Annotated in this window: 7 protein-coding genes; all 7 read left to right on the top strand. The window is 71.7% G+C overall.

The annotated features are described in order from the left end of the window. Positions 1 to 90 precede the first annotated feature (90 nt). The 7 genes from HWX76_RS08255 (at position 91) to HWX76_RS08225 (ending at position 21,458) form a co-directional block, all read left to right on the top strand. On the top strand, positions 91 to 9,798 hold the full coding sequence (locus HWX76_RS08255; RefSeq protein ID WP_176015677.1) for a non-ribosomal peptide synthetase: 9,708 nt from the start codon (positions 91 to 93) through the stop codon (positions 9,796 to 9,798). Positions 9,799 to 9,807: 9 nt separating this feature from the next. Further along, a complete protein-coding gene (locus HWX76_RS08250; RefSeq protein ID WP_176015676.1) occupies positions 9,808 to 14,796 on the top strand; it encodes a non-ribosomal peptide synthetase in 4,989 nt (1,662 codons plus the stop codon). Next, positions 14,786 to 15,817 carry a GNAT family N-acetyltransferase gene (locus HWX76_RS08245; RefSeq protein ID WP_050012614.1) on the top strand — a complete coding sequence of 344 codons (1,032 nt, stop codon included), beginning with the start codon at positions 14,786 to 14,788 and terminating at the stop codon, positions 15,815 to 15,817. The genes HWX76_RS08250 and HWX76_RS08245 overlap by 11 nt, the downstream gene beginning before the upstream one ends. 33 nt (positions 15,818 to 15,850) lie before the next feature. Continuing rightward, positions 15,851 to 17,227: a lysine N(6)-hydroxylase/L-ornithine N(5)-oxygenase family protein gene (locus tag HWX76_RS08240; RefSeq protein ID WP_175978246.1), complete on the top strand. Its 1,377-nt coding sequence runs from the start codon at positions 15,851 to 15,853 to the stop codon at positions 17,225 to 17,227. A 22-nt stretch (positions 17,228 to 17,249) separates the two neighbouring features. Next, positions 17,250 to 19,514: a TonB-dependent siderophore receptor gene (locus HWX76_RS08235; protein ID WP_176015675.1), complete on the top strand. Its 2,265-nt coding sequence runs from the start codon at positions 17,250 to 17,252 to the stop codon at positions 19,512 to 19,514. Between the two features lie 88 nt (positions 19,515 to 19,602). Then, a complete protein-coding gene (locus HWX76_RS08230) occupies positions 19,603 to 20,442 on the top strand; it encodes a formyltransferase family protein (protein ID WP_176015674.1) in 840 nt (279 codons plus the stop codon). Continuing rightward, a complete protein-coding gene (locus HWX76_RS08225; protein WP_124556440.1) occupies positions 20,442 to 21,458 on the top strand; it encodes a GNAT family N-acetyltransferase in 1,017 nt (338 codons plus the stop codon). The genes HWX76_RS08230 and HWX76_RS08225 overlap by 1 nt, the downstream gene beginning before the upstream one ends. Positions 21,459 to 21,495 lie beyond the last annotated feature (37 nt).

Raw genomic sequence — 21,495 nt, 5'->3', positions numbered from 1 at the left:
AATCGGCCGCGTCGTTCGTCACACCAGTGAAGCCGCCCCAAGCGGCCCCGAGACTTGGCCGAAGCGGCCGGACCGAAGGATTTCACGCACATGACGAGTTTCCCGACTGCGCTGCATCACCGAATCCGCGAACTGGCGCGCATCGCGCCCGACGCGCCCGCCATCGCGGTGCCTTTCCAGAACGACCTGCGCCTGTCGCGCGGTGCGCTCGACGCACGTGCGTCGCAACTCGCCCGGCAACTGCGGGCGGCCGGCGTCGGCGCCGAAGTGCGGGTCGGCGTGTGCGTCGAGCGGTCGGGCGACCTGTTCGTCGCGCTGCTGGCCGTGCTGAAGGCCGGCGGCGTGTTCGTGCCGCTCGATCCGCGCCATCCGGCCGCGCGCCTCGACTGGATCGTGCAGGACGCGCAACTGCGGCACGGCATCGTCGACGCCGCCGGCCGCGCGGCGCTCGGCACGCCGTTCGAACACGCGTTCGACGCAGCGGTGGAAGCATCGGGCGTCGCGCAGGATCACGTGTTCGATGACGACATCGTGACCGTGCATCCGCGTTCGGCCGCTTACATGATCTATACGTCGGGCTCGACCGGCACGCCGAAGGCGGTGGTCGTCGAGCACGGGCCGCTCGCCGCGCATTGCGACGCGCTCGCGGCCGCGCTGCCGATCGAGGGCGGCGACCGTCTGCTGCATTTCGCGTCGGTCAACTTCGACGCCGCGCACGAATGCTGGCTCGCGCCGCTCGCGGTCGGCGCCGGCATCGTCGTGGCGCCGCCGCAGCCGTTCGCGCCGGTGGACGCGCATGCGCTGATGGTGCGCGAAGCCGTGAACGTCGCCGCGTTTCCGCCCGCGTACCTGCGTGAATTCGCGGCCGTCGCCGCGCGCGACGGCGTGCCGCCGGCCTTGCGCGTGCTCGCGTTCGGCGGCGAAGCGCTGCCGCAGCAGGCGTTCGAATTTGTGCGCCGCACGTTCCCGGCGGTGCGCCTGATCAACGGTTACGGGCCGACCGAAGCCGTGATCTCGCCGATGCTGTGGCCGGTCGAGCCGGGCGAGATGCCGGTGCTGGCCGCGGACGACGCGTATGCGTCGCTGCCGATCGGCCGCGTGATCGGCCCGCGGGTCGCGTGCATCGACGGCGCCGACGCCGATGGGGTGGGCGAACTGCTGCTCGGTGGCGTGTGCGTCGCACGCGGTTATCACGGTCGTCCGGCGCTCACGGCCGAGCGTTTCATTCCCGATGCGGACGGTGAACCCGGCGCGCGCGTCTATCGCACCGGCGACCTGGCACGCCTGCGCGACGACGGCGCATACGATTATTTGGGCCGCCTAGACGATCAGGTCCAGGTGCGCGGCGTGCGCGTGGAACCGGCGGAAATCGCCGCGTGCCTGCGCTCGCACCCGGCCGTGACCGACGCGGCCGTGATGGCCGACACCGCCAACGGGCCGACGCGCTTGATCGCGTGCGTCGCGCTGCGCGCGGCGGCCGACGATGCCGCATTGAAGGCGCATGTGGCCGCGCAATTGCCGGCCGCGTGGCAGCCGCACGGGTTCGTGCGGTGCGATGCGCTGCCTTACACGCTGAACGGCAAGCTCGACCGTGCCGCGCTGCGCGAGCGGATTGCCGCCCAGCGGATTGCCGCCCAGCGGATTGCCGCCCAGCGGATTGCCGCCGCGCGCGACACGACGCAAGCCGCGGGCGATGCGCCGCGCACACCGACCGAACAACAGATCGCGGGCCTCTGGCAGACGCTGCTGGGCCTCGACGCCACGCCGTCGCGCGACGATCGTTTCTTGGCGCTGGGCGCCGATTCGCTCGCCGCGATGCAGTTGCAGGCCGCGATCCGTGCCGCCATGCGCGTGAACCTGCGGCTCGACACGCTGTTCGCCGATCCGGCGCTCGCCGAACTGGCCGAAATCGTCGACCGCGCGGAACGCGAGACCGGCGAACCGCTGGCCGCGATTGCCGCGCGCCGCGCGCCGGCCGATGCGGCCGCGTCGGGTGCGACGTACGTCGATCGTGCGGCATCGCTCGCCCAGCAACGCTTCTGGGTGCTCGCGCAAACGCGCGACGCAAGCGCGGCGTATCACATCGCCGCGCACTGGACGATCGACGGCGTGCTCGACCGCGACGCGCTGCAGCGCGCGCTCGATCACGTGATCGGCCGACATGAAGCGTGGCGCACGACACTCGTGGACAACGACGACGGCGTCGTGATGCAGCGGATTCACGCGCATCTGCCGGTGTCGATCGCGTCGGTCGACCTGCGCGAGCAGCCGCCGGCTGCCCGCGACGCGCAAGCCGCGCGTCTTGCCGAGCGCGACGCGGCCGAACCGTTCGACCTCGCGCGCGGCCCGCTGCTGCGCGCGACGCTGGTCGTGCTCGCGGACGACCGTCACCGCCTGCTGCTGACCGCGCATCACGCGATCACCGATGGCTGGAGTTCGCGGTGCGCGTTCGACGAACTGTCGGCTGCGTACTGCGCGTATGCCGAAGGCCGCGAACCGTCGCTGCCCGGATTGCCGATCCAGTACGCGGACTACGCGGACTGGCAGCGCGACATGCTGGCCGGCGGCGAGGGCGAGCGCCAGCTCGACTACTGGCGCGGCGCGTTGTGCGACGTGCCGGGCCCGCTCGCGCTGCCGGTCGACCGCCAGCCGGGCGCCGCACGCACGCTGCACGGCGCGCGCGTATCGGTGCGCCTGCCCGATGCGGTCGCGGCCGACGTGCGGCAACTCGCGCGCGACGCGCAGGCGACCGTCTTCACGGTGCTGCTGGCTGCGCTCGACGCATGGCTGTCGCGACTGACCGGCGAAACCGACGTCGTCGTCGCGGTGCCGGTCGCGCATCGTCAGCGCCCCGAAACGCGTGCGTTGCTGGGTCTTTTCCTGAATACGGTCGCGCTGCGCGTCCGCGTGGCGCCGACGCTGCCGTTCCGTGCGCTCGTCGATGCGGCGCGTACCGCGGCGCTCGACGCGGTCGCGCACCAGGACGTGCCGTTCGAGCGCGTCGTCGACGCGGTGAAGCCGCCCGTCAAGCGCGGCGACGAATGGCTGCGCGTGAAGTTCGCGCAGCAGTTCGACGCACGGCACGACAGCGTGCTGCCGGGCGCCACGGCGGTCGCGACGCCGGGGCCCGATCTCGCCGCGCGCTTCGATTTCGCGCTGGATTTCACCGACGACGCGAACGGGATCGAACTGGTCGCGGCCTATGCGACCGACTGCATCGATGCCGATACCGCGCGTGCGTGGCTCGACAGCTATGCGGCGCTCGTCGCGTCCGCCGCGCATGAACCGCACGCGACGACGGCCGCGCTGCCGTGCGATGCATCGGTGGCGTCGCGCCAGCCGCGCGACGGCCGTGCGCTGCGCATCGAACATGCCGACATCGTCGCCGCGTTCGCGCGGCAGGCGGCTGCCTATCCGCATCGCGTCGCACTTTCTGACGCATCGACCTCGCTGACGTTCGCCGAACTCGACGACGCATCGAACCGCATCGCGCGGGCGCTGACGCAACGCGGCGTCGCCGCCGAAGCGGCGGTCGTCGTCTGCATCGAGCGTTCGGCACGGTTCGTCGTCGGCCTGCTCGGCGCGCTGAAAGCCGGCGCGCTGGCCGTGCTGCTCGACCTGGCGCAACCGTCCGCGCGCCTCGCCGCGGCGGCCGCCGACTGCGGCGCGCGCTGGGCGCTCGTCGCGGACCCGGCCGCGTGGCCGGCCGGCACCGACACGCAGCCGCTCGACGTCGACGCGCTCGCGCAGGACGCGACGCTTGCCCATGCGGCCGGCATGCGCGTCGCGCCGCACCCGGAACAGGGCGCGTACCTGATCTACACGTCGGGCTCGACCGGCACGCCGAAGGGCGTCGTCGTGTCGCACGGCGCGCTGGCTGACTACGTGCAGGGGATGCTCGACGAACTCGCGTTCGCGCCCGACGCGTCGTTCGCGATGGTGTCGACCGTCGCCGCGGACCTCGGCCACACGACGCTGTTCGGCGCGTTGTGCGCGGGCCGTACGCTGCACCTGCTGCCGGCCGCGTGCGCGTTCGATCCGGACCTGTTCGCCGACGAAATGCGCCGCCGCGACGTGGGCGTGCTGAAGATCGTGCCGAGCCACCTGCAGGCTCTGCTCGACGCGCGCGTGCCGGCCGACGTGCTGCCGCGCCACGCGCTCGTGACGGGCGGCGAAACGCTCACGTGGGCGCTCGTCGCACGGCTGGCCGCGCTCGCGCCGGCCTGCCGCGTGATCAACCATTACGGGCCGACCGAAGCGACGGTCGGCGCGATCGTGTGCGACACGGCGTCGATTGCCGCCGACGCGCGCGATCCGGCGAGCGGCGTGCCGCTCGGCCTGCCGCTGCCGAATGCGCGCGCGCTGGTGCTCGACGCGTTCGGCGCGTGCGTGCCGGCCGGCGCGACCGGCGAGCTGTATCTGGGCGGGCCGGGCGTCGCGCGCGGCTACCTCGGCCGGCCCGCGCAAACGGCGGAGCGCTTCGTGCCCGATCCTTTCACGCGGGGCGCGCGGCTGTATCGGACGGGCGACCGCGTGCGGTTGCGCACGGACGGCCGTCTGGCATTCCTCGGCCGCATCGACGATCAGGTGAAGATTCGCGGCTACCGCGTCGAGCCGGGCGAGGTGAGTGCGGCCGTGCGCGCGGCCGGCCCGATCGCGCAGGCTGAAACGCTCGCGATCGAGCACGATGGCCGCCTGCGGCTCGCGACGTTCGTCGTGATGCGCGACGGCGCGGCGTTCGACGAAGCCGCGGTGCGCGCCGCGCTGGCCGCGACGCTGCCCGACTACATGGTGCCCGCGCAGTTTGTCTCGCTCGCGCGTCTGCCGGTGACCGCGAACGGCAAGATCGATCGCGCGGCATTGCGCGAACTGGCCGCCGTGCCGGTTGTGGTCGCGTCCGGCGATGCACCGCAAGGCGCGGTCGAAACGGTGCTTGCCGATGTCTGGCAGGCCGTGCTGAAGGCGCCGAAGGTCGGCCGCGACGACAACTTCTTCGAACTGGGCGGCGACTCGATCCTCGTGCTGCAGGTGATCGCCCGGGCGCGCAAGCGCGGTGTCCGCTTCACGCCGAAGCAGCTGTTCGACGGGCCGACCGTCGCCGAACTCGCGCGCGTCGCGAAAACGGATGACACGGCCGTCACCGCGCAGCACCCTGCGGTTGCGCCTGCAACGGCCACGCCGGCTGCCAAGCCGATCCTGACGCCCGCACAACAGCGCTTCTTCGCGCTCGATATCCCGCACCGCGGCCACTGGAACCAGTCGGTGTCGTTCGACGTGCGCGGCGCGTTCGACGCGGACGCATTCGCGCGCGCATTCGACGCGTTGCTCACACATCACGACGCATTCCGCCAGCGCTTCGCATGCGCCGCCGCCGGCACGTGGCACGCGAGCGATGCGGCGAAGCCGTACGACGCGCTGCCGTTCGTCGAAGTCGCCGCACGCGACGAAGCCGATGCACTGGCGCGCTTCGACGCGCTGCAACGCCGTCTCGATCTCGGCAACGGGCCGCTCGCCTGCGCATGCGCGGCACGGCTGCCGGACGGTTCGACGCGGCTCTATCTCGCGATTCACCATGCGATCGTCGACGGCGTGTCGTGGCGCATCCTGCTCGACGATCTCGACACCGCTTACCGCGCGGCATGCGAGCGCACGCCGGTCCGCCTGTCGCAGCCGGGCCTGCGCGCGGACGCCTGGTCCGCACGGCTCGCCCGCGCGGCAACGGAACCGGTGTCGCCGTTCGCAGCGGAAGCCGCCTACTGGGCCGGCACGGCGCAGGGCGACGACATCGCGCCCGATCACCCCGACGCAGCGGCGACGAACGCCGATGCGGCCGTCGTCGTGCAGACGATCGACGCGACATTGACCCGCGCCGCACTGACCGACGCGCACGCGGCCTATCGCACGCAGACGATCGAGCTGCTCGGCGCGGCGCTCGCACTCGCGCTGGCCGGCGCGCGCGGTGCCGCATCGTGCCGGGTCGAACTCGAGGGGCACGGCCGCGAAGCGCTGTTCGACGACGCGGATGCCAGCCGCACGATCGGCTGGCTGACGAGCCATTACCCGGTGACGCTGCCGGTCGCAGCCACGGCCCGCGACACGCTGTGCGCGGTCAAGGACACGCTGCGCGCGGTGCCGCACAAGGGGCTCGGCTTCGGCGTGCTCGCGCACTACGGCGATGCGGCCACGCGTGCGGCGCTGGCCGCCGTGCCGCGTCCGCGCGTCACGTTCAACTATCTCGGCCAGTTCGACGCGCCGCGCGACGCGACGCTCGTCCCGCGCTTCGGCGGCACCGGCGTCGAGCGCGATCCTCGAGGCCCGCTCGGCAATACGCTCGCGATCCATGCGTACCTCGACACGGACGGCGACGGCGCGCGCACGCTGAAGGTGCACTGGGTCTACGGTGCGCCGCAATTCGAACGCGCGACGATCGACGCATTCGCCGAACGCTTCGCGACCGCGCTGCGCGAACTCGTCGATGCATGCGTGTCGCGCGTCGCGCATCGCGGCGCCGGCGCGACGCCGGGCGATTTCCCGCTCGCGCAGGCCGCCGGCCTCACGCAGGCCGCGATCGAACGCGCGCCGCTCGACTGGTGCGCGATCGACGACGTGTATCCGCTGTCGCCGATGCAGCAGGGCATCCTGTTCCATGCGCTGTTCGCGCCCGGCCACGCGAGCTACGTGAACCAGCTCGTCGCGACCGCGACCGCGCTGGACGCCGACCGGCTCGCGGCCGCATTCGACGCGTCCGTCGCGCGTCACGACATCCTGCGCACGAGCGTGATGCCGGACGAAGCCGCGCCGCTGCAATGCGTGCATCGGCACGCACGCATGCCGGTCGAGCAACTCGACTGGCGCACGCGCGGCGACACGCTCGACGCCGATTTCGACGCATGGCTCGCGGCCGACCGCACGCGCGGCTTCGACTGGCGCGCGCCGCCGCTGATGCGGCTCACGCTGATCCGCGTGACGGACGATGCGTGGCGGGTCGTCTGGACGCGCCACCACGTGCTGCTCGACGGCTGGAGCACCGCGCGCCTGCTCGCCGACGTGCTGCGCGACTACCGCGACCCGGACGCCGTGTCGCCGTTCGCGAGCCGCCCGGCGCTGCGCTATCGCGATTTCATCGCATGGCTCGGCACGCGCGACCGCGACGCCGACGAGCGCTTCTGGACCGACCGCCTGGCGCGGCTCGATGCACCGACGCTGATCGCGGAGCGCACGGCCGATCGCGCGGATGCCGAGATGGTCACGTGGCGCGCGACGCTCGACGCCGACACGACGGCGCGCGTCGCGCAAACCGCCCGCGCGCTGAAGCTGACCGTCAACACGCTGGTGCAGGGCGCATGGGCGCTCGCGCTGCAGCGGATGACGCACCAGCCGGCCGTCGCGTTCGGCGCGACCGTCGCCGGCCGCCCCGATGTGCTTGCGGACGTCGACTCGGTGCTCGGCCTCTTCATCAACACGCTGCCGGTCATCACCGCGCCGGCGCCGCAGCAACGTGCGGCCGACTGGCTGCAAGCGCTGCAACGCGAGAACGCGGCGGCCGCCGAACACGCGCACACGCCGCTCGCCGACATCCAGCGCTGGGCGCGCGGGTCGGGCGGCGCGCTGTTCGACACGCTGGTCGTGTTCGAGAACTATCCGGTGGACGAGTCGGTGCGTGACGCCGATCCGCGCGCGCTGGCGTTGAGCGGCATACGCAGCATCGAAGCGACCGATTTCGCGCTGACGCTCGTCATCGAAAGCGGTGCCGAACTGACGATCGACTACGGCTACGACACCGCACGCGTCGACGCGCGTCAGGTCGAGACCTGGCATCGCGCGTTTGCCTGCGCGCTCGATGCGCTGGCCCGTACGCCGGACGCGCTGCTGGGCACGCTGTCGATCGCCGACGATGCGACCCGCGATACGCTCGTGCATGCGCAGCACACCGCACATGTCTGGCCGTCCGAACAGCGGCAGCCGCTGCACCTGCAATTCGCCGACGCGGCACGGGCGACACCCGACGCGACCGCGCTCGAATACGCGGACGCTCACGGCCGCGTGCAGCGCGCGACCTATCGCGAACTCGACGCCGCGACGTCGCGCATCGCCGCCGCACTGCGCCGGCGCGGCGTGCAGCCCGACACACCCGTCGCGCTGTGCGTCGAGCGCTCGTTCGACATGGTGATGGCGCTCGTCGGCGTGCTGAAGGCCGGCGCCGCGTACCTGCCGGTCGATCCCGACTATCCGGCCGAGCGCATTGCGTACCTGCTGCGCGACGCGCGGCCGGCCGTCGCGATCACGCAGGCGCATCTGCGCGAGCAGGTCGAGGCCGCGCTGGGCGAGGGCGCCGATACGCAATTGCTGACGGTCGCGGACTTGCTGGCCGACGAAGCGCGCGAAATCGACCACGAAGCCGCCGCGATCGACGACGCGCAGCTCGCGTACCTGATCTACACGTCCGGCTCGACCGGCAAGCCGAAGGGCGCCGGCAACACGCACGGCGCGCTTGCGAACCGGATCGCGTGGATGCAGCACGCGTACCGGCTGACGCACGACGACGTCGTGCTGCACAAGACCCCGTTCGGCTTCGACGTGTCGGTGTGGGAATTCGTGTGGCCGCTCGCGATCGGCGCGAAGCTCGCGATCGCCGCGCCGGGCGATCACCGCGACCCGGCGCGCCTGGCCGCCGCGATCCACGCGCACGGCGTGACGGTGCTGCATTTCGTGCCGTCGATGCTGGCCGCGTTCGCCGCGCATCTCGACGATTTCTCGGCCGCCGCGCAATGCGACAGCGTGCGCCTGATCGTCGCGAGCGGGGAGGCGCTGGCGCCCGAGCTCGTCGCGAAGATGGCGCGCCTGTTGCCGAACGCGACGCTCGTGAACCTGTACGGGCCGACCGAGGCCGCGATCGACGTATCGCACTGGACCTGCGGCCCCGACGACGCGCAGGCGGTCGCGGTGCCGATCGGCCATCCGATCGCGAACCTGCAACTGCACGTGCTCGATGCCGCGTGGCAGCCGGTGCCGGCCGGCGCGACCGGCGAACTGTATCTCGCGGGCGCGGGCCTTGCACGCGGCTATCTCGGCCGTCCGGCGCTGACTGCCGAGCGGTTCGTGCCCGATCCGTTCGTGCCAGGCGCCCGCATGTACCGCACCGGCGACCTCGCACGCCGGCGCGCGGACGGCGCGCTCGACTACCTCGGCCGCGTCGACACGCAGGTGAAGCTGCGCGGCCAGCGGATCGAGCCGGGCGAGATCGAGGCGCTGCTGCGCGCGGCGCCGGGCGTCAACGATGCGGTCGTGGTCGTGCGCGACGCGCAACTGATCGGCTATGTCGCGCGCGGCGACGCGGGCCCGCTCGACCGTGCGGCGCTGCTCGGTGCGTTGCGCGCGCAACTGCCGGCGTACATGGTGCCGTCGCAGTTGATCGAGCTCGATGCATTGCCGGTCACGCCGAACGGCAAATGCGACCGCCATGCGCTGCCCGCGCCGGTGCGCGAAGCGACCGAAGCCGTCGAACTCGCGACCGATACCGAGCGCGCGCTCGCCGACATCTGGCAGCGCGTGCTGCATGTGGACGCGATCGGCCGCGACGGCGATTTCTTCCTGCTCGGCGGCCACTCGCTGCTCGCGACGCAGGCCCACGCGCAGGCGAACCTGCACTGGGGGCTCGCGCTGCCGCTGCGCACGCTGTTCGACACGCGCACGCTGGCGCGCTGCGCGGAAGCGATCGACGTGGCCTGCGCGGCACGCGGCGCGACCGATGCGGCGAGCGCGATCGACGCGCTGCTCGGCGAACTGGAAACCCAATAAGGACGACGGATGACGAAGGTTCAACCCGACTGGCTCGCGCTCGCGACGCGTTTCGCGCAACTGCCCGACGCGCAGCGTGCGGTCTTCATCGACAAGCTCGGCGCGGCCGGCATCGACTTCCGCGTGCTGCCGATCCCGCCGCGCACGCCGCGCAGCGATCGCGTGCCGGCATCGTTCGCGCAGACGCGGCTGTGGCTGCACGCGCGGCTGATCGATGCGCCGGACGCGTATCACATCACCGAGCGCCTCGCGCTGACGGGGCCGCTCGACGTGCACGCGCTGCGTCTTGCATGCGACGCGTTGATTGCGCGCCATGAGGCGCTGCGCACGACCTTCGACGAAGCGCAGGACGGCGTCGCGCAGACGATCCACGCACCGCTGCGCTGCCCGTGGCGCGAAACCGATCTCGAAGCGTTGCCGGACGCGCAGCGCGCGGCACGCGCGGAAGCCGTCGCGACGGCCGACGAAGCCGAGCCGTTCGATCTCGGCACGGCGCCGCTCGTGCGCGCGCATCTGGTGCGCTTCGACGCGACGCATCACTGGCTCGCGCTGACCGTCCATCACATCGTGTCGGACGGCTGGTCGTCGGGCGTGATGCTGTTCGAGCTTGCGGCGTTCTATCGCGCGTATGCGTCGGGCGAACCGGTGACGCTCGCGCCGCTGCCGATTCAGTACGCCGACTACGCGCTGTGGCAGCGCCGCTGGCTCGATGCCGGCGAGCGCGACCGTCAGCTCGCGTTCTGGCGCGAACGGCTCGATCCGCAGCGCGGCGTGCTGACGCTGCCCGGCGCGACCGCACGGCCGGCCCGTCGCAGTGCGCGCGGCGCGCGCCATGTGTTTTCGCTCGACGCGCGCGTCGCTGCGCAGTTGCGCGCGTTCGCGGCCGCGTCCGGCGCGACGCCGTTCGCGGTGCTGCTCGCCGCGCTCGATGCGCTGCTGGCGCGCGCGACCGGCGACGCGCGGATCTGCGTCGGCGTGCCGGCCGCGAACCGCGAGCGCGCGGAAGTCGCCGGCCTGATCGGCTTCTTCGTCAATACGCTCGCGATCGACGTCGACGTGCCCGCGCACGGCGATTTCTCGTCGCTGGTCGCGCGTACGCAGCGTGCGCTCGTCGATGCGCAGATGCACCAGGACGTGCCGTTCGAGCAGGTGGTCGACGCGCTCGGCGTGCCGCGCAGCGCGAGCCACCATCCGCTGTTCCAGGTGATGGCCGCGTATGGCGAACGCCGCGCGCTGCCGCCGCTCGGCGCGGCGTCGGCCGCGCTGCTGCCGTCGGGCACGCCGTCCGCGAAATTCGACCTGACGCTGTCCGTCGAAGCGACGCCGGACGGCACGTTCGACGCCGCCTTCATCTACGCGCTCGACCTGTTCGACGCGGATGCGATCGCACGGCTGGCCGCGCGCTTCGTCACGCTGCTGACCGATGCGCTCGCGCGCCCCGATCTGCCGATCGGCGATCTCGACTGGCTGCCCGCCGACGAACGCGCGCAGCTCTTCGCGTGGAACGCGCCGGCCGGCGCGACCGCCGCCGAGCCGTTCGTACCGGTGCATGCACGCATCGCCGCCCATGCGCACGCGCGGCCCGACGCACGCGGTGTCGCCGATATCGATCGCGCGTTGACGCGCGGCGAGGTCGATGCCCGTGCCGCACGTTTGGCGCGCCATCTGGTGGCGGCCGGCGTGCGGCCCGAGATGCGCGTCGGCGTCGCGCTGCAGCGCTCGGTCGACCTGCTCGTCGCGCTGATCGCGGTGCTGAAGTCGGGCGCCGCGTTCGTGCCGCTCGATCCGGCTCATCCGCGCGAACGGCTCGCGCAGATCGTCGGCGATGCGGCCATTGCGCACGTGCTGACCGACGCCGCGAGCGCCGCGTCGCTGCCCGACTTGCCTGAATTGCGCATCTGGCGCGCGGACGAAATCGCCGCGCTCGACGAAGCCGCGCACGTCGCGCTGCCGGACGTGCTGCCCGGTCATGCGGCGTATGCGATCTACACGTCGGGTTCGACCGGCAAGCCGAAGGGCGTGATCGTCGACCACGCGTCGTTCGCGCTGCATTGCGCGGCGATCGCCGAGCGCTACGGCGCGGGCGAGCACGACGTGTTCCTGCTGTTCCAGTCGGTCAATTTCGACGGCGCGCACGAAGGCTGGTTTTCGCAATACATGTCGGGCGCCGCCGTGTCGGTGACGGCCGACGTGCTGTGGCCGCCCGCGCAGACCTGCGCGATGATGATCCGCGACGGCGTGACGATGACCTACGTGCCGCCCGGCTGCGCGGCCCAGCTCGCCGAATGGGCGCTCGCGCACGGCGCGCCGCCGACGCTGCGTTCGCTGACCGTCGGCGGCGAGGCGACGTCGCGCGAGGCGTTCGCGATGCTGCGCCGCGCGCTGCCGAACGTGCGCGTGGTCAACGGCTACGGCCCGACCGAAACGGTCATCACGCCGACGCTGTGGATGTTCCGTCCCGGCGACGATCTCGCGAAGCTCGGCGACGCCGCGTATCTGCCGATCGGTACGCTGGTCGGCGCGCGCACCGCGCACGTGCTCGATGCGCGGCTGCATCCGCTGCCGGTCGGCGTGATCGGCGAACTGTATCTGGGCGGCGAGGGCATCGGCGTCGCACGCGGCTACCTCGACCGGCCGGCGCTGACGGCCGAGCGTTTCGTGCCCGATCCGTATGGTGCGCCGGGCGCGCGGCTGTACCGGACCGGCGATCTCGTGCGGCGCCGCGCGGACGGCGTGTTCGATTTCATCGGCCGCGTCGATCATCAGGTGAAGCTGCGCGGCCTGCGCATCGAACTCGGCGAAATCGAAGCGCAGCTCGCCGCGCACGACGCGGTGCGCGAAGCCTGCGCGGTCGTGCACGGACAGGGCGCGCTCGCGCAACTCGTCGCGTATGTCGAGTTGACCGCCGAAGCGCAGGCGGCCGCGCAGCCGGTCGAAGCCGCGACGCTCGATGCGCACCTGCGCCGCACGCTGCCCGACTACATGGTGCCCGCGCAACTGATCGTGCTCGATGCGTTGCCGCGCAACGCGAACAGCAAGGTCGACCGCGCGCGGTTGCCGGCGCCGGTGCGGGTCGAACGTGCGTACGAGGCACCGCACGACGGCGACGAAGCCGCGCTCGCGGCGATCTGGTGCGACGTGCTGAACCTCGAACGCGTGGGCCGCGGCGATCACTTCTTCGACCTCGGCGGCCATTCGCTGGCAGCCGTGCGCGTCGCGACGCGCGTGGCCGAGCGGCTCGGCCGCGACGTGCCGGTGCGTGCGTTGTTCGAGGCGCCCGTGCTCGCGCCATACGCGCGGCAGGTGGCCGATGCGCCGCGCGCCGCGCATACCGGCGCCACGGCGCCGGGCGTCGCCATGGCCAAACCGGACGCGCACGGCGTGTGGCCGCTGTCGCCCGCGCAGCTCGGCCTGTGGTTCCTGTGGCGCGCGCAGCCGGACAGCGCCGCATACAACATTCCGGTCGCGCTGCGCGTGCGCGGCCCGCTCGACGTCGATGCGCTGCGCGCCGCGTTCGCGGATGCCGCCGCCGGGCATCCGGCGCTGCGCGCGCGGCTCGTCGTCCGCGACGGCGCGCTGCCGGGCCAGCGGATCGACGCAGACGTTGCCGTCGATCTGCCGGTGATCGACCTGTCGGCGCAAGCCGATGCGCTGGCTCGCGCGACCGCGCTGACCGACGCGGATGCGCTCGCCCCGTTCGACCTCGCGGCCGACGCGCCGCTGTGGCGCGCCCGCGTGTTGCGGCTCGGCGCGGACGATCACGTGCTGTCGGTGACGATCCACCACATCGTGTCGGACGGCGAATCGATCGAGCTGTGGCTCGACGCGGTGCGCGCCCGCTATGTCGCCCGCGTGCAGCGCAGCGCCGTGCCGGCCGGTGAAGCCGTCGAACCGGCCGCGCCACCGCTCGTGCTGCCCGCGCCGTGCCATCCGGCGCGCGTCGCGTACTGGTGCGATGCGCTCGCCGATCTGCCGTCGCGCATATTGCCGCAGCGCACCGATGCGCCGGCCGTGCCGCAATGGCGCGCGGCCCGCATTGCATTCGAATTCGATGCGCCACTGATTCGCGCCGCGCGCGACGCCGCGTCGGCCTCGCACGCGACGCTGCCGATGCTGCTGCACGCGGCGCTCAACACCGCGCTGTTCCGCGCGACGGGCGCGGCCGACCAGCCGGTCGGCGTGCTCGCGTCGACGCGCGAACTCACGGGCGACGCGGCCCGCGCCGCGCTGGGCCTGTTCATCAACTCGGTCGTCGTGCGCACGCGGATCGCCCCGTCCGCGCGCCGTGCGGACGTGCTCGCGCAAGTGCGCGACACGGCGCTTGCCGCCTATGCGCATGCCGACGTGCCGTTCGCCGACGTCGTGGCCGCGCTGCGTGCGCCGCGCGCCGCGCAGGCCAATCCGCTGTTCCAGGTGATGTTCAACTACCTGCGCCCGACCGGCGCCGCCGCACGCGACTGGGCCGGTCTGTCGCTGGCCGGATTCGACGACGTGCGCCATCGCGTCGTGTTCACGCTGGAGCTGGACGTCGTCGAGCATCCGGATGGCCGCGTGAGCGCCGCGTTCTCGTATGCGGACGAACTGCTCGCGCGCGATTTCGTCGAGACGCTCGTCGATCTGTATCACGACGAAGTCGCGCGGTTCGCCGGCGCATCGGAGGCGGCGCTCGGCGCACCTGATAAGCACGCAGCCGCGCACGCTGCGTCCGGCGCACGCGCCGGCGCCGCGACCCAGCCCCCTGCAATGCCGTCCCATGCGGCCGCCGCGCTCGCCGCGCTGTGGTCGGACACGTTCGCGACGGCCGCACCCGAGGCCGATGCAGACCTGTTCGAAGCCGGCGCGACGTCGTTCGACGTCGTGCGCTTCGTCGACGTGGCCGGCCGTGCCGGTCATGCGCTGACGGTCGCCGACGTGTTCGCGGCGCCGACGCTCGCGGCGCTCGGCGCGCGGCTCGATGCGCAAGCGGAAACGGGGCAGGAGGCGCGCCATGCTGGCTGAAGTGCGCCCGGACGGATTCACGATGCTCGATACCTACCGCCTCGCGTTCGCGGACGGCCTGTTCGCCGCGCGCGACGGCGCGGAGATCCGCGTCGCGCAGGGCGACGGTATCGGCGCGCAGTTGCTGCGCGCGCAGCTCGGCGACGACGGCGCGCTGCGCCTCGTCGCCTATAACCATCGCGCGGCGCCGGCCGATCAGCGGCGGGCGCTGCTGGCCGCACTCGCCGCGGCGTTCTCGGACAGCGCGCGCCACGCGGCGATTCGGCTCGACCCGGCCGCATGGCCGGCGGTCGCGCTCGACGCGCTGCGCGCGAGCGGCGTGCTGGCCGACGGCGGCCGCTGCCTGCGCGACGGCTGGGCGCAGCAGGCCGACCTGTGGCGCGTCGGCGCGGCGCTGCCGTGCGCGACGCTGCCGACGATCACCGACGGCCGGCGTCATCCGCGCCGTCCGCCCGCACCGCGCGGCGACGTCTATGCGCGCGACCTGCCGGCGCTCGGCGTGCGCTTCACGCTGCGCGGCTGGCAGCCGGCGGAAGACACCGAGCGGCTCGCGCGCTGGTTCGACGAGCCGCGCGTGCGCGACGGCTGGCCCGGCGCACAGCCCGCGCCACGCGGCGCGGAAGGCGCGCAGGAAACCGATCCGCACGTGACGCGGCTGGTCGGCTGTTTCGACGACGAGCCGTTCGCGTATTTCGAAGCGTTCTGGCTGAAGGAGGACGCGCTCGCGCCGCACGTCGCGGCGCGCGACTACGACCGCGGGCTGCGGATGCTGGTCGGCGAGCCGCGCTGGCGCGGTGCGCACCGCGTGGCCGGCTGGCTGCCGTCCGTCGTGCATTACCTGTTTCTCGACGACCTGCGTACCGAAGCGGTCGGCTGTGCCGTTCCGGCCGGCCACACGCGGGTTGCCGACCATCTCGCGCGGCATGGCTTCGCGCGGCAGCGCCGTCTCGCGCTGGCCGACGCGCAGCCGCTGTGGATGCGCACGCTGCGCGAGACGTTCTTCTCCGGCCGTCACGTCTGATGGGCCGGATTCACCGATAAAGGGAGCTGAGACATGCAGAGAGAAACCGTATTCGACCTGATCGGCGTCGGCTTCGGGCCGTCGAATCTGGCGCTGGCCGTGCGCCTCGCGGAGCGCGGCGGCGCGCACACGCTCGCCCATTGCTTCATCGAGCGCCAGCCGGAGTTCGGCTGGCATCGCGGGATGCTGCTCGACGACTGCCGGATGCAGATCTCGTTTCTGAAGGATCTCGTGACGATGCGCGATCCGAAAAGCCGCTACACGTTCATCAACTACCTGTTCGAACGCGGCCGGCTGAACGAATTCATCAACCTGAAGAACTTCTATCCGACCCGTGTCGAATTCCACGACTACCTGAGCTGGGTGGCCGACGCGTTCGACGATCGCGTCCATTACAGCGAGACCGTGCTCGGGATCGAACCCGTGCGCGGCGACGGCGCGAAGATCGACGCGCTGCGCGTGCTGTCGCGCGACGCGGCCGGCCACGAGCGCCAGCGCATCACGCGTGCGCTGTCGGTGGGCGTCGGCGGCACGCCGGCGATTCCCGATGCGTTCGCCGCGCTCGGCCGCGACCGCGTGATCCATTCGTCGACGTATCTGGCCGACATCGACCGGCTCGTCGCGTCGCCCGACGGCGAGCGCCGCCGCGTCGCGGTGATCGGCGCGGGGCAGAGCGCGGCCGAGGTGTTCATCGACCTCGCGCGCCGCTTCCCGCACGTCGACGCGAGCCTCGTGATGCGCGCGGGCGCGCTGAAGCCGGCCGACGACAGCCCGTTCGTCAACGAAATCTTCAGCCCCGAATTCACCGACGTCGTCTATGCGCAGCCGCACGACGCGCGCCGCGCGCTGCTCGAGCGCTATCGCGACACGAACTACGCGGTGGTCGACCGGCCGCTGATCGAGCAGATCTACGAAATGCTCTATCTGCAGCGCATCGACGGCACGCCGCGTCATGCGCTGCTCGCGAACAGCGCGATCGAGGCCGCGGTGCGCACCGCCGACGGCCGCATCGAGCTGACGCTGCGCGACCGGATGAGCGGCGCCACGCGCGTCGAGCGTTTCGACGCGCTCGTGCTCGCGACCGGCTACCGCCGCGACACGCATTCGGCGCTGCTCGAAGGGCTCGCGCCGCACCTGGGCGATGCGCTCACGCGCGGCGACGTCACGCGCGACTACCTGCTCGCGACGCCCGAGCACTTCGCGCCGCGCATCTACCTGCAAGGCTGCTGCGAAGACAGCCACGGCCTGTCCGACACGCTGCTGTCGGTACTGGCGCGCCGCGCCGACGAGATCTGCGCGTCGCTCGAGGACGGGATCGCACCCGCGCACGACGAAGGCGCGGCGCGGGCCACGCACGAAAAACGACCGAACAACGGGGTGAGCGCGGGCCGGATGGCTTTCGCTCTTTGACAAAGGCGCGGTCGGAGACCGCATGAAAAAAGTGGAGCAGAAGAAGATGGAGTGGGCAACAGGCACGCGTTTGCGTGCGATCGCAGCCGCGGCAAGCGTCGCGTTCGGTACGGCGGCGGCAGGGCACGCGTACGCGCAGACGGCGCCGGCCGTGAACGCGGGCGCCGCGGCGTCGGCCAGCAGTGCGCAAAGCGGCGCGACGACGTCAACGTCGAGCACCGCGCAGAACGGCACGCTGCCGGCGATCACCGTCAACGCGGCCTCGGCCGGCGACGGCACGGTCGGACTCGTCGCGAAGCGCAGCACGACCGGCACCAAGACCGACACGCCGCTCAACGAGATCCCGCAGACGATCAACGTCGTCACCGCGCAGCAGATCGAGATGACCGGCGCCACCGACGTGAACGCGGCGCTGCGCTACGTGCCGGGCTTCTCGTCGTACGGGTCGGACAACCGCTCCGACTGGTACGCTGCGCTGCGCGGCTTCACGCCGACCGCCTACGTGAACGGACTGCAGGTGCCGAACACGATCAACCTCGCGAGCTGGCGCGTCGACCCGTACATGATCGACAGCATCAGCGTGCTGCGCGGGCCGACCTCGGTGCTGTACGGCGCGGGCGATCCCGGTGCGATCATCGACGTGCACACCAAGCTCGCCGACGGCGAGCGCGTGCGCGAAGCCGGCGTGCAGATCGGCAACTACGCGCGCAAGCAGTTCATGATCGACGTCGGCGACAAGCTCGATCCGGACGGCAAGTATGCGTACCGCTTCGTCGGCGTCGCGCGCGACGGCAACGCCATGACGGGCCCGAACAACGACCAGCGCGTCGCGCTCGCGCCGTCGTTCCGCTGGCGCCCGGATGCGGATACGTCGCTGACGCTGTCCGCGACCTACCTGCAGGACTGGGGCGACATCTCGTCGAACTTCCTGCCCGCGCAGGGCACGGCGCTGCCGAACCCGAACGGCCAGATCAACAAGGACATCTACGAAGGCGACGGCAGCTTCAACTACTACCGCAAGAAGCAGTGGTCGGTCGGCTACCAGTTCGAGCGCAACCTGACGCCGGCCTGGACGTTCCGCCAGAATACGCGGCTGATGCACCTGTCGCTCGACAACGGCTCGGTGTTCGGCAACGGCTTCGTCGACGGCAGCACGACCGACGTGTCGCGCTGGGCCGGCGTGTTCCAGATGAACTACAGTCGCTTCGACATCGACAACAACCTCGAGGGCCGCTTCGCGACGGGCCCGCTGCAGCACACGCTGCTGCTCGGCTTCCAGTACAACCGGCAGACCGCGACCGACAGCGAGTGGCTCGCCGCCGCGCCGCCGCTGAACATCTACAACCCGGTGTACCAGCCGGTCACGACGGCGGTGTTCACGCCCGACGCGACGTTCCGCACCAACACGTACACGACGCTGAACACGTTCGGCCTGTACGCGCAGGACCAGATCAAGTGGAACCGCTGGACGCTGACGCTCGGCGGCCGCGAGGACTGGGTCAACATGCGGCAGGACGACCGCGCGGCCGGCACGTCGACGAAGGCCGACGTGACGGCGTTCACGGGCCGCGTCGGCCTCACGTACCAGGGCGACTACGGGCTGTCGCCGTACGTCAGCTACGCGACGTCGTTCAATCCGCTGATCGGCGTGAACCTGGTCGGCGGCGGACTGCCGCAGCCCACGCGCGGCAAGCAGATCGAAGCCGGCCTGCGCTGGCAGCCGCCCGGCAAGAACCTGATGCTGAACGCGGCGATCTACCAGATCAACCAGACCAACGTGCTCACGTCGGCGCTGCCGAGCCAGGACCCGACCGGCACGAAGTCGGTGCAGACGGGCGAAGTGCGTTCGCGCGGGATCGAGTTGAGCGCGACCGGCAAGGTCACGCGCAACCTGTCGGTGATCGCGTCGTACGTCTATCAGGACGTGAAGAACGTGCAGGCCAACGACGTTTCGCTGAACAACTGGCCGGTCGACATTCCGCGTCCGCGCCAGATGGCGTCGCTGTGGACCGACTGGACCTGGTACACGGGGCCGCTCGCCGGCTTCGGCCTCGGCGGCGGCATTCGCTACCAGAGCGCGTCGGCCGGTGCGGCCGACAACTCGCTGACGGTATCGAGCGTCACGCTGTTCGACGCGGGCCTGCATTACGACATGCGCAACTGGCGCTTCGCGGTGAACGGGACGAACCTGTTCAACCGCCATTACATCAGCGGTTGCCAGTCGAACAACGTCTGCATCTTCGGGACCGACCGCACGGTGATCGCCACCGCGAAATACAACTGGTGACGTCGCGCGCCGCGGCTCGCCGGCCGGCCTTCGTAGCCGGGGCGGGCCGGCCGCGGCGCCTTCGTCCGCTTTTTTCCACGACGCCTCCATGCCGAAGAAAAATCTCGTCTACATCCAGTCGCTGCGCAACGGCGCGGCCGATCGCGCCGGCCAGCCGGTCGCTTATCGCGGCGGCACGCGCTACATGAAGGCGCCGCTCGAATTCCTCGTCGAGCGCCTGAACGATTCGCCGCTCGGCGAACGCTACACGCTCCAGGGCGTGATCGTCGACGACGACGAAGGCTCGCCGGCCGACCGCGCGAAAGTGGCCGATTACGGCTTCGCGCGCACGCCGGGCCGCCCGTGGATCCTGCCGGAAGGGCTGACGGTGCAGGGCCGGCCGGTCGACGAACTGTTCTGTTCGATCCCGTCGACGTACCGGCGGCTGCCGCGCGACGCGCGCGAGCGCGTGGCCGGCAAACAGGCGTTCGAGCGCCGCGTGCTCGAGCGCCTGCTCGAACTCGACGCCGACATCGTCGTGCTCGACGGGCTGCTCGTGATCCTCGACGAACTCGTGCGGCCGGGCGCGCGCTTTCACCGGCGCATCGCGAACATCCACCCGGGCATCACCGCCGACGATTCGCCGTACCAGCGGCGCGGCGCGTGGGCGACGCTCGACGCGCTGCACGGCGCGCGCGGCGAACGGGTCGACTGGGCCACCGGCGCGACGTCGTCCACCGAACCCGTGACGATGACGGGCGCGTCGTTCCACTACGTCGACAACGGTATCGATTCCGGCGAGGTGATCTGCGACGTGCTCGACACGCCGATCGCGCCGGACGACACGATTCTCGAACTGCGCTGGAACAACTTCCAGCACAGCCTGTTTCCGGCGCTCGAGCGCGGGCTGCATGTGCTCGCCGATCGCCACGACGCGGGAGCATTGTGATGCAAGACACGCTGACGAAACCGGCCGGCGCCGCCGACGCCGTCGAAGGTGAAGTGGCCGCCGCGCTCGACGGCGCCGCGCACGGGCAGGCGGCGGCGGTCGTCGAGCATGCGCTCGACGCATGGCGGCCCGACGACGCGCCCGACGCGCTGCTCGCGACGTTCGTCGCGCTGTTCAACACCGACACGCGGCACGACGCGGCGACGATCACGGTGCCGCTCGGCGGCGCCGATGCGGCGGCCGTGGCCTCGTACGTCGCGCGGGCGGTGCGCGAAGGCGTGATCGACGGCGCGCAGGTCGCGGGCGACGCGCTGCGGCTCACCGTGTCGCGCACGACGTTCTGGCAGAACCCGCGGCCGTGGCTGAAGGCGCCTGCGTCGGGCGGGATGCCGCTGCGCTACGCGATCACGAACGGCCACCGGCATCCGGTGCGGCCGCCGTCGCCGGCCGGCGAGATCTATGCGCGCGCGATGCCGCAGGTCGGCATGACGTTCAGCCTGCGCACCGTCGACATCGACGCGCACGCGGACCTGTTCAGCGGCTGGATGAACCTCGACCGCGTCGCGCATTTCTGGGACCAGCGCGGCACGCGCGACGAGCATGCGGCGTATCTCGCCGAACGGCTGGCCGATCCGCACATGCACCCGATGATCGGCTATTTCGACGACACGCCGTTCGGCTATTTCGAGTTCTACTGGGCGAAGGAGGACCGCCTCGCGCCGTTCTACGACGCACACGACTACGATCGCGGGCTGCACCTGCTGATCGGCGACTCGCGGTTCCAGAGCGCCGGCAAGCTGCATGCGTGGTGGAGCGGGGTGCTGCACTACATGTTCGTCGACGAACCGCGTACGCAGCGGCTCGTCGGCGAACCGCGCGTCGATCACGTGCGGCATATCGCGTACATGCATCGGCTCGGGTTCTACACGCTGAAGGAATTCGATTTCCCACACAAGCGCGCGGCGCTCACGGTGATCGAGCGCGATACGTTCTTTGACACTTTCCGGTTGCCGTGACGAGGCGGGCGCGCGGCGTCGGTGCGACGGCCTGCGT

Origin of the sequence: Burkholderia sp. BCC0398 (genome assembly GCF_902833245.1) — a bacterium.
Classification (GTDB): Bacteria; Pseudomonadota; Gammaproteobacteria; order Burkholderiales; family Burkholderiaceae; genus Burkholderia; species Burkholderia sola.
This window is presented reverse-complemented; position numbering and strand designations above follow the sequence as displayed.

What these genes read in the sequence shown, in the direction of transcription:
- HWX76_RS08255 (WP_176015677.1), top strand. Translation starts at nt 91, where the DNA reads ATGACGAGTTTCCCGACTGCGCTGCATCACCGAATCCGCGAACTGGCG.
- HWX76_RS08250 (WP_176015676.1), top strand. Translation starts at nt 9,808, where the DNA reads ATGACGAAGGTTCAACCCGACTGGCTCGCGCTCGCGACGCGTTTCGCG.
- HWX76_RS08245 (WP_050012614.1), top strand. Translation starts at nt 14,786, where the DNA reads ATGCTGGCTGAAGTGCGCCCGGACGGATTCACGATGCTCGATACCTAC.
- HWX76_RS08240 (WP_175978246.1), top strand. Translation starts at nt 15,851, where the DNA reads ATGCAGAGAGAAACCGTATTCGACCTGATCGGCGTCGGCTTCGGGCCG.
- HWX76_RS08235 (WP_176015675.1), top strand. Translation starts at nt 17,250, where the DNA reads ATGAAAAAAGTGGAGCAGAAGAAGATGGAGTGGGCAACAGGCACGCGT.
- HWX76_RS08230 (WP_176015674.1), top strand. Translation starts at nt 19,603, where the DNA reads ATGCCGAAGAAAAATCTCGTCTACATCCAGTCGCTGCGCAACGGCGCG.
- HWX76_RS08225 (WP_124556440.1), top strand. Translation starts at nt 20,442, where the DNA reads ATGCAAGACACGCTGACGAAACCGGCCGGCGCCGCCGACGCCGTCGAA.